Annotated in this window: 9 protein-coding genes; 6 read left to right on the forward strand and 3 right to left on the reverse strand. The window is 62.1% G+C overall.

Annotation, left to right across the window (positions count from 1 at the left end; translation table 11 throughout):
• A partial coding sequence (locus tag JOZ06_RS17025; RefSeq protein ID WP_293234587.1) for an EamA family transporter occupies positions 1-372 on the reverse strand: 372 nt, incomplete at its 3' end.
• Positions 373-511: 139 nt separating this feature from the next.
• On the opposite strand from JOZ06_RS17025, the gene JOZ06_RS17030 reads away from it, so the two are divergent.
• Entirely contained in the window at positions 512-958 is a 447-nt protein-coding gene (locus JOZ06_RS17030) for an Lrp/AsnC family transcriptional regulator (protein ID WP_293234589.1), read from the forward strand.
• A gap of 265 nt (positions 959-1,223) precedes the next feature.
• Here JOZ06_RS17030 and hutC read toward each other — a convergent pair whose 3' ends face one another.
• A complete protein-coding gene (hutC, locus tag JOZ06_RS17035) occupies positions 1,224-1,961 on the reverse strand; it encodes a histidine utilization repressor (RefSeq protein ID WP_293234591.1) in 738 nt (245 codons plus the stop codon).
• A gap of 134 nt (positions 1,962-2,095) precedes the next feature.
• Here hutC and JOZ06_RS17040 point away from each other — a divergent pair, with 134 nt between their 5' ends.
• On the forward strand, positions 2,096-2,536 hold the full coding sequence (locus JOZ06_RS17040; RefSeq protein WP_293234593.1) for an Mpo1-like protein: 441 nt from the start codon (positions 2,096-2,098) through the stop codon (positions 2,534-2,536).
• Between the two features lie 161 nt (positions 2,537-2,697).
• The gene (locus JOZ06_RS17045; RefSeq protein WP_293234595.1) at positions 2,698-4,188 is read left to right on the forward strand and encodes a C69 family dipeptidase; all 1,491 of its coding nucleotides are present in this window, start codon (positions 2,698-2,700) and stop codon (positions 4,186-4,188) included.
• Between the two features lie 59 nt (positions 4,189-4,247).
• Here the strand turns inward: JOZ06_RS17045 and JOZ06_RS17050 are convergent, their stop codons facing one another.
• A complete protein-coding gene (locus tag JOZ06_RS17050; protein ID WP_293234597.1) occupies positions 4,248-5,669 on the reverse strand; it encodes a PLP-dependent aminotransferase family protein in 1,422 nt (473 codons plus the stop codon).
• Between the two features lie 128 nt (positions 5,670-5,797).
• On the opposite strand from JOZ06_RS17050, the gene JOZ06_RS17055 reads away from it, so the two are divergent.
• From JOZ06_RS17055 to JOZ06_RS17065, 3 genes are all read left to right on the forward strand, one after another.
• Positions 5,798-7,006 carry a benzoate/H(+) symporter BenE family transporter gene (locus JOZ06_RS17055; RefSeq protein WP_293234599.1) on the forward strand — a complete coding sequence of 403 codons (1,209 nt, stop codon included), beginning with the start codon at positions 5,798-5,800 and terminating at the stop codon, positions 7,004-7,006.
• An 82-nt stretch (positions 7,007-7,088) separates the two neighbouring features.
• A complete protein-coding gene (locus JOZ06_RS17060) occupies positions 7,089-8,477 on the forward strand; it encodes an aminopeptidase P family protein (RefSeq protein ID WP_293234601.1) in 1,389 nt (462 codons plus the stop codon).
• 110 nt (positions 8,478-8,587) lie between these two features.
• The coding region (locus JOZ06_RS17065) for an Rpn family recombination-promoting nuclease/putative transposase (protein WP_293234066.1) at positions 8,588-8,705 on the forward strand (118 nt) is incomplete at its 3' end.

Raw genomic sequence — 8,705 nt, forward strand, 5'->3', positions numbered from 1 at the left:
CCGTGCGGACAAGCGCTCGCCCAGCCAGAAGCGGCCTAGCAACACCAGCCAAAAGGGCTGCGTGTGATACACCACGGTGGCGAGCCCCATGCCGCAAAAGCGGTAGGCGGAAAACAACAATAGCCAATTCCCCACCAGCGCCACGCCTCCCGCGGCGCACCAGAGCAGGCTGATGCGCGTAAAACCCCAGGACCGACTACCTAGACGCCAAGCCGAATAAAGCCCCAACCCCAATGTGCCGATCACGCAGCGCGCGAACACCACGTTCCACACCCCTTGCCCGGACTGCAGCACAAACCAGCCCAGCGTGCCCGACAACAGCATGGCCAGCGCCATTTGCACTGCGCCGCGCCGAATTTCGTGTTCTTGCATGTGTCCACTCCCATTGATCGACATGCAAACAGACTAATGGGCCGGCAGCGTGATATACATGCACAAAGAAAGGCTGATTTTGCCTTATGGCTTCATTTTTTATAAAAAAATAAAATAACGCCTTCATAGGAGAAATCGCATGAAAGATTGGGTCGACGTGCAGCTGACACAGCGTTTGCAAGCCGACGCGCGCCAGAGCGTCGCCGAATTGGCGCGGCATCTGAAAATGTCCGGGCCGAGCGTGTCGGAACGGTTGAAAAGACTGGAGGAACAAGGCGCGATCACCGGCTATGCGCCGGTGATCGACTATCGGCAATGGGGTTACAGCCTGCAGGCACTGGTGCGTTTGCGCCCGCTGCCGGGGCAGCTGAAAGCGCTGGAAGCGCGCATCGTCGCCACGCCGCAAATCGTCGAGTGCGACAAGGTGACCGGCGACGACTGTTTCATCGCCCGTTTGCTGCTCAGCGATATTGCCGAGCTGGACGAACAGCTCGACGGCTTCAACGAGCTGGCCACCACCTCGACCAGCATCGTCAAAGCCAACACCGTGCTCAAACGCCTGCCGCCGCTACGGGCGGAGCACTAGGGCCTGTCTGCAAACTATTTGCGGCTGCGGCCGGCATCAGCGGGATGCAGCGCTAGAAGCGCGTCCCGCCGCAGTGTCATTCACTGCAAGGGGCAAGCGACAACGCGATGCGCCGGCGGATACCGGCCCCGAAGGGCTGGCCTGGTAAACGGCCATCTGCGTCGTTGGGTGGCTTGGCCTTAGAATGACTAAGGCCGGCGCCTCCCGCCTAGCATCTGGCCATTTACCAGGCCAGCGCAGTTCACAAATAGTTTGCAGACAGGCCCTAGTCTAGCTGGGTTTGCGAGCGCAACTTGTAACGCGTGCCGGGGTGAACCAGCCGGGCGAAGCTGACTAGGTTGCGATGCGACCAGGTGCGCCGGAAAACCAGCAGGCAAGGCTCGGTTGCCGGAATTTCCAGCATGGCCTGCTCCTCGCGCAGCGGCATGACGGCTTCGACGGTATGTTCGATATCGGTCAACGGGGCATGCTGCATCAGATAATGGTTGGGTGTGAGCTGGGTAAAATCCTGCCCTAGATAGTCGGGTACCCACGCTGGATTGACGAAACGATCTTCCAGTTGCACCGGTACGCCGTCTTCGCGATGCACCAGCAGCGAATGGTAGATCGTGGCACCAACGTGCACGCCCAACTGCAAGGCGACGTCCTCGGTCGCCGGTTCGGCGCGCAAGGTGTACAGGGTGATGCTATGGGTATGGCTGCGCGAAGCGATCTCTTGGGCGATGTTGTTGACGTCCAGCAGCGGTGCTTCGGCCTTGCGTTCCGCCACATAGGTGCCGTCTCCGGCGAAACGCAACAGAATGCCCGCTTCGGCCAGATCGCGGATGGCTTTATTGACGGTCATGCGCGATACGCCGAAGTGTTCGGCCAGTTCGATTTCCGGCGGAATCTTGCAGCCAGGCTGAAACGTGTGCTTGGCGATACCGTCGAGAATGTAGTCTTTGATGCGCTGATAGCGCGGCTGACGCGCTTCGCGGTCAGCCAGTGGTAATGACTCTTCCATTGGAGCATCTTAGCGATTTGCCCCTGGGGTCAACACGGCAGACAAGCAGAGGTTTGTGCTAGATCAATTAATGGTCTATACAAAGCAAATTGATATGCAAATCAAATATTTGTGCGCCGTGGCGGGGAAAAAACATGATCACTTTGCAGCAATGGCTCGATGCTTATGGTGAAAGCCATCGCAATCCCAAGAATGTTGCGATTCACAAGATTTGCATCCCTTTGATTTTATTCTCGATCCTCGGCTTTCTATCGGCTTTGCCTCTGCCGCTCAACGCAGCCTGGCTGCTGGTTGCCGCGGGCGTGTTGTTCTACGCCCGGCTATCGCTGCGCATGGCATTGGCGATGTTGGCGCTCTGTCTGGTGATGCTGAGCGTGCTCTATGGCTTGCGCCACGCAGGACTGGATCTGCTGTCGCTGAGCGCCGTGCTGTTCGTGCTGGCCTGGATCGGTCAGTTCGCAGGTCACCGCATCGAGGGGCGCAAGCCATCGTTTTTCGAGGACTTGCGGTTTTTGATGATTGGGCCGGCTTGGACGCTGGCCAGTTTGACACAGCATTGCCGTATACGCTGGTAATCTGGGTTATAAATGCTTCTTATGGCGGTTGTTGCGGCAATGTTTCACCTCACTTACACCGGTTGACCTTGGTCAACCGCGCCTCAGGTTGCCGCGCCGCGTCGCGCGCCGCCCGATTAGCATAGCTCCGCACCCCGTTTCGGGTTTTGGAGACGAATAATATGCAAGCCAAACTTTCCCTTTCCGTTCTCGGCGCCGCACTGTTGGCGGCATTCGCCACGGATTACGCCATTGCCTGCTCCAGCGTCGTGGTTGGCAAGAATGCCTCCGCCGACGGCGCGGTCATCATTTCGCGCAACGAAGACTACACCATCAACAACTGGAACAAAAAACTGGTCATTCATCCGCGGCGCGACACCGACAAGGGCGAGATGATCAGCTTCAAGAACGGTCTGAAAGTGACGGCGCCGCAAACCATGCTGCGTTACACCGGGCTGATGGACTGGAACGGCGACACGACCGCCGCCGACGGACCCTATGAGGAACGCGGCGTCAACGAATTCAACGTCGCCGTTTCGGCCACCAACAGCATGGACATCAACGATGCCGCCAAGAAGGCCGACCCGCTGGTCGACAGTGGCGTGATCGAAGCCGATATCCCGTCCTTCGTACTGCCGATGGCCAAAAGTGCGCGCGAGGCGGTTGAACTATTGGGCAAGACGGTGACCGAGCAGGGCGCCGGCGAAGGCAACGGCATCCTGTTGGCCGATACCAAGGAAGCTTGGTATATGGAAATCGGTTCAGGCCATCATTGGATCGCCGTGCGCGTGCCCCAGGATAAGTATCTGTTCGTTGCCAACGGCATGCGCATCCACGACGTCAATCTCGCCGATCACGAAAACGTGCTGTCGAGTCCCGGCTTGGCCGATTTCGTCGCCAAGAACAAACTGCTGGATCACGTCGATAGCAAGCGCTTCAATTTCGCCAAGGCCTTCGGTTCCGTCGGCGACCGCTACAACGTCGACCGCGAATGGCTAGGCCAGCATATGCTGACGCCGTCGCTGGCGCAGAAGGTGCGCGAGCAGCAATATCCGCTGTTCCTGACGCCGGACCGCAAGGTTTCCGTCGCGGATATCGGCAGGGTGCTGCGCGCCAACTTCCAGGGTACCGAACTCGCGCAGGTCAAAGACGCCGACCGTCCGATGGGGGTGGACCGCACGATCGAGACGCACGTGTTCGAACTGCGCGCCGATATGCCGAAAGAACTGCAAGTATTGACTTGGCAGGCATTCGGCAGTCCGGGCGCCGCGGTGTTCATGCCGATGTACGAAAACGCGATGAAGGATGTGCCGAGCGCGTTGCGCGCGGGTACCGACGTGTATGAAGGTCAGTCGGCATACTGGGCTTTCCGCGCCGATGCGACGCTCGCGCAGACCAACCCCGGTAAATACGGCCCTGTGCTGGCCGGCTGGCAAAACCACCTTGAAGGCGCGTTCCTGCAGCATCAGTCGATGGTCGACCATCAGTTGAAGAAGCTGTATGCGCAAAACCCGCAGGCTGCGCTTGCCGAGGCGAACCAGTGGAGCAACGGCAACGTGTTGACCGCGGTGCAGTCGGCGCACGACGTGTTTCAGTCGCTGATGACCGACATGACCAAGTCGACCGAGAAGAAATACACCCCGGCCGAACTGGAGAAGATCAAAGCGCTGTAACGCGTGTCGAACGCGTCAACCGGCCGGCGCACCGCGCCGGTTTTTGTTGCCTAAAACAATCATCTGCGCTGTAGATCTTTTGCCATATGGCCCAGCCTGTCGATGGCCGTTTCCAGCTGCGGCGTCCACGGCATGCCAGCCGATAGCCGCAAGTGCTGGCTGAAACGCGGCTCGGCGGAGAATACCAAGCCCGGCGCGAAGCTGATCGAGGCGGCCAGCGCCTGCTGCAATAGCTGCAGGGTGTCGACCGGTTCTGGGCATTCGACCCACAGCAGCATGCCGCCTTGCGGCGCGATCACGCGCGTGCCGAGCGGGAAGGCCGCCAACACGGCGGCCTGCAGACGATGCGCTTGAGTCTTGAGCGCTTTGCGCAACTGCACCACCTGGCGCGCATACATGCCGTCGTTCAGACATTCCGCCATGGTTGCCTGTAGCAACGAAGAAGTGACGTAGCTGTTGCTGATTTTAAGTCGTTCCATCCGCCGGTGATGGCTACCACCGGAGAACCAGCCCAAGCGCAGCGCCGGCGCAAACGATTTGGTGAACGAGGCGCAGTAGATGACGTTGCCGTCGCGGTCCCATGCCTTGAGCGGCTTGGGGCGTTCGGCGCCGAAATAGAGATCCCCGAACACATCGTCCTCGATGATGGGTATGGCGTGACGCCGCATCATCTCCACCAGCCTACGCTTGTTGTCGTCCGGCATCAGCGCGCCGGTCGGGTTTTGGAAGTTGGCGACCACCACCAGACAACGTACCGGCGGTCCCTGGCGCAAGGCGAACGCCAATGCCTCCAACGACAGGCCCTCGTTCGGCGTGCAGGGAATCTCCAGCACGCGCAGCCCCAGGCTTTCAATGGTTTGCAGCAAGCCGAAATAAACCGGCGTTTCCACCGCCACCACGTCGCCCGGCCGGGTCAAGCTGCGCAACGCCAATTGAATCGCCTCGGTACAACCGTTGGTCACCGTCAGCTCATCCGCTGCAAGGCTCATCTGACAGCCGTCGGCGAGCTGGCGTAGGCCGCGAAACAACGCGTGCCGCTCCAGATTGGGCAAGTGCGCGCCCACCAGCGCCGGCTGGCGCAGAAGCTTCTGGCGCAGGCGGCGCGCCAGTTCTTCCGATGGATACAGGCTGTCGTCGCACTCTGCCATGTGCAATTGTGTGGCGATGTTCGAACCCGACAGCGACAGCAGGTTGGCGACATGGTCGTCGACGTGCACCCAGGTGCCCGGCGGCGGCGCAGGCGGCTCGGCCGCTCGAGGCCGTTCCTCCGGCTGCACGGCATAGAAGCCGCTACGCTCGCGCGCCTCGACCCGCTGCTGCTGTTCCAGCCAGCGGTAGGCTTGCAGCGCCGTCAGATTGTTGACGGCGAAAGCAGCGGCCAGTTGCCGCACCGACGGCAGCCGGCCTCCCGGGGGATAGTCGCCGCGGGCGATCGCGGCTAGCAGCTGTTCGGCAATATCACGGTAACGGGGAAGAGCCATAATGTTCCTGTTATATACAACAGATTGTTTTAGCCTAATCTGTCATGGCTTCCTTGCCAAGGCTGTATCAGGCCGATGGTGGCGGGGCGCGCTAAGGTGGAGGCGTTCTATCAACCGGGAGGCTACTGATGAAGCCGTTTACCCAATTGTGGGCCGATTGTTCGCTGTCCGCCGTGCTGGCGGGCGCCATCGCCGTGGTGGTGTCGCTGGCCGGCCCGTCGGTACTGGTGTTTCAGGCTGCGCATGCCGCCGGCTTCAGCCCCGCGCTGATCTCCTCCTGGCTCGGCGCGATCGCTTTCGGCAGCGGCCTGATCGGGCTCACGCTGAGCTTGCGCTATCGCGCGCCGGTGGTCGCCGCCTGGTCGACGCCGGGCGCCGCGCTGCTGGTTTCCATGTTGCCGGGCCACACGCCGGGCCAAGCGGTGGCCGCCTATCTGACCGCCGCGCTGATCGTCGGCGTCATCGGCATCAGCGGGGTGTTCGACCTGCTGATGCGCCGCTTGCCAGCCAGTATCTCCGCCGCGATGCTCGCCGGCATCCTGTTCCGCTTCGGCGCGGAATTGTTTACCTCCATCAACGCCGATCCGCTGCTGGTGCTGGCGATGCTGGCGGCCTATCTGGCCATGCGGCGAATCAAGCCGCGCTACGCCGTGCTGGCGGCGCTGCTGCTTGGCTTGGCGCTGCTGGCCGGCCAAGGGCGCTTGCATTGGCCATCGTCACCGTTGGCATGGACCACGCCTGTGTGGGTGGCGCCGGTGTGGTCGTGGGGGACCGCGCTGAACTTGGGCGTGCCGCTGGCGCTGGTGGCGCTGACCGGACAGTATCTGCCCGGCATGGCGGTGTTGAACGCGTCGGGCTATACCTTGCCGGCCAGGCCGGTGGTGGCGGGCAACGCGCTGGTCTCGCTCCTTTTGGCGCCGTTCGGCGGGCACGGCGTCAATCCGGCGGCGATTACCGCCGCTATCTGCACCGGTCCGGAAGCGCATCCTGATCCGACGCGGCGTTATATCGCCGGAGTGGCCTGCGGGCTGCTCTATATGTTGGTGGGCCTCGCCAGCGGCACGTTGGCGTTATTGTTCGCCGCCGTGCCCAAGACCTGGGTGGCGGCCCTGTCCGGCGTCGCGCTGTTCGGCGCGATCGGCAACGGGCTCGCCGGCGCCGTGCATGATGAGCGCCAGCGCGAAGCCGCGCTGATCACCTTCCTGCTCACGGCGTCGGGCATGCATTTCCTTGGATTGGGCGCGGCGTTCTGGGGCATCGTCGCCGGCGTGGCGGCCTATGCGCTGCAACATCTGCATTGGCGCCGGCTGTGGCGTCTGGCGCGGGCGGCCGGGTGAGCCGCCGGTTGGCGCGCTATGCCGCCCGGGTGTACATTGTGCATCGTCCTCTTTCCCGAAATAACGCTAAAGGTTCGATACGATGTTTGCCGCCGAGGTCTACCAACAACGCCGCAGCCAGTTGCTGGCTGGTGCCCAACCGGGCTTGCTGTTGTTCATCGGTAACGTGGATGCGCCGATGAATTACCTGCACAATCCCTATCCGTTCGTGCAGGACAGTACGTTCCGCTACCTGTTCGGGTTGAACGACCCTGGCCTGGCAGGGGTGATCGATACCCGCAGCGGCAAGGCGACGCTGTTCGGCGACGACGTCGACGTCGATGATATCGTCTGGACCGGCCCGCTACCGACGCTTGCCGAGCGCGCCGCCCGAGCCGGCGTCAGCCAAACCCGGCCGTACGCCGCGCTGGAGGAAGTGCTGCGCGAGGCGCTGCTCAACGGTGTAGCGGTGCACTATCTGACGCCGTATCGCGCCGAAACCGTGCTGGAGTTGGCGCGGCTGCTCGGCCGCACCGCCGACGCGGTCAAGCGCGGGGCGTCGCAGCCGCTGGCGCGCGGCATCGTGGCGCTGCGCGAAATCAAGGGACCGGAAGAAGTGGCCGAGATCGAGCGCGCGCTGGAAGTGACGCGCGAAATGCACATCGCCGCGATGAAAGCGGCGCGGCCGGGCGCGGTCGAATACCAGGCCGTGGGCGCGATGGAAGGCATCATGCGCAGCCGCGACTGGCAGTTGGCTTATCCGTCGATTTTCTCGCGCCGCGGCGAGGTGCTGCACAACCATCGTCATGATCAGGTGCTGCAGGCGGGCGATCTGGTGGTCAACGACACCGGCGCCAGCGCCGATACCGGCTACGCCAGCGACATTACCCGCACCATTCCGGTCGGCGGCAAGTTCAGCGAACGCCAGCGCGCGCTGTACGAAACCGTACTGGCCATGCAGTTGGAGGCGATCGCCGCCATGCGCCCGGGCGTCAAGTATTTCGACGTGCACAAGCTGTCGGCGCGCACGATGGTGGCGCGCATGCTGCCGTTGGGCTTCTTCAAGGGCACGGTGGAACAGGTGGTCGAGTCCGGCGCCTATGCCATCGCTTTCCCGCATGGACTGGGGCATCAGATCGGGCTGGATGTGCACGACATGGAAAACCTGGGCGAGAACCTGGTCGGCTACGACGAGCATCAGCAGCGCAGTGAGCTGTTCGGTCTGGGCTATCTGCGCATGGGCAAGGCGCTCAAGCCGGGCATGGTGATCACGGTCGAGCCGGGTATCTATTTCATCCCGGAACTGATCGACGCCTGGCGGCGCGAAGGCAAGTTCGCCGATTTGATCGATTACGACAAATTCGACGAATACCGCGATTTCGGCGGCATCCGCATCGAGGACAACGTGCTGGTGACCGATAGCGGCAGCCGCGTACTGGGCGCGCCGATCCCCAAGACGGTGGCCGAGGTCGAGGCGGTGATGGCCGCGTAGGCGAAACGCCCCAAGTAAAAACGGCAGCCTCGGCTGCCGTTTTTACTATTCAATGTCTTAGCCAACCGCGCTGACGTGCTCGCCAAGCCATGGGCCGCTATCATCGGCCCATGCCCATCTCCACCCCACACGACGCCGTCTTCAAACAGTTCCTGACCGACCCGGCCACGGCGCGCGATTTTCTCGACATTTACCTGCCGCCGGCCGTGCATGGCGTATGCGATCTGT

Origin of the sequence: Paludibacterium sp., from assembly GCF_019232825.1 — a bacterium.
Taxonomy (GTDB): Bacteria; Pseudomonadota; Gammaproteobacteria; order Burkholderiales; family Chromobacteriaceae; genus Paludibacterium.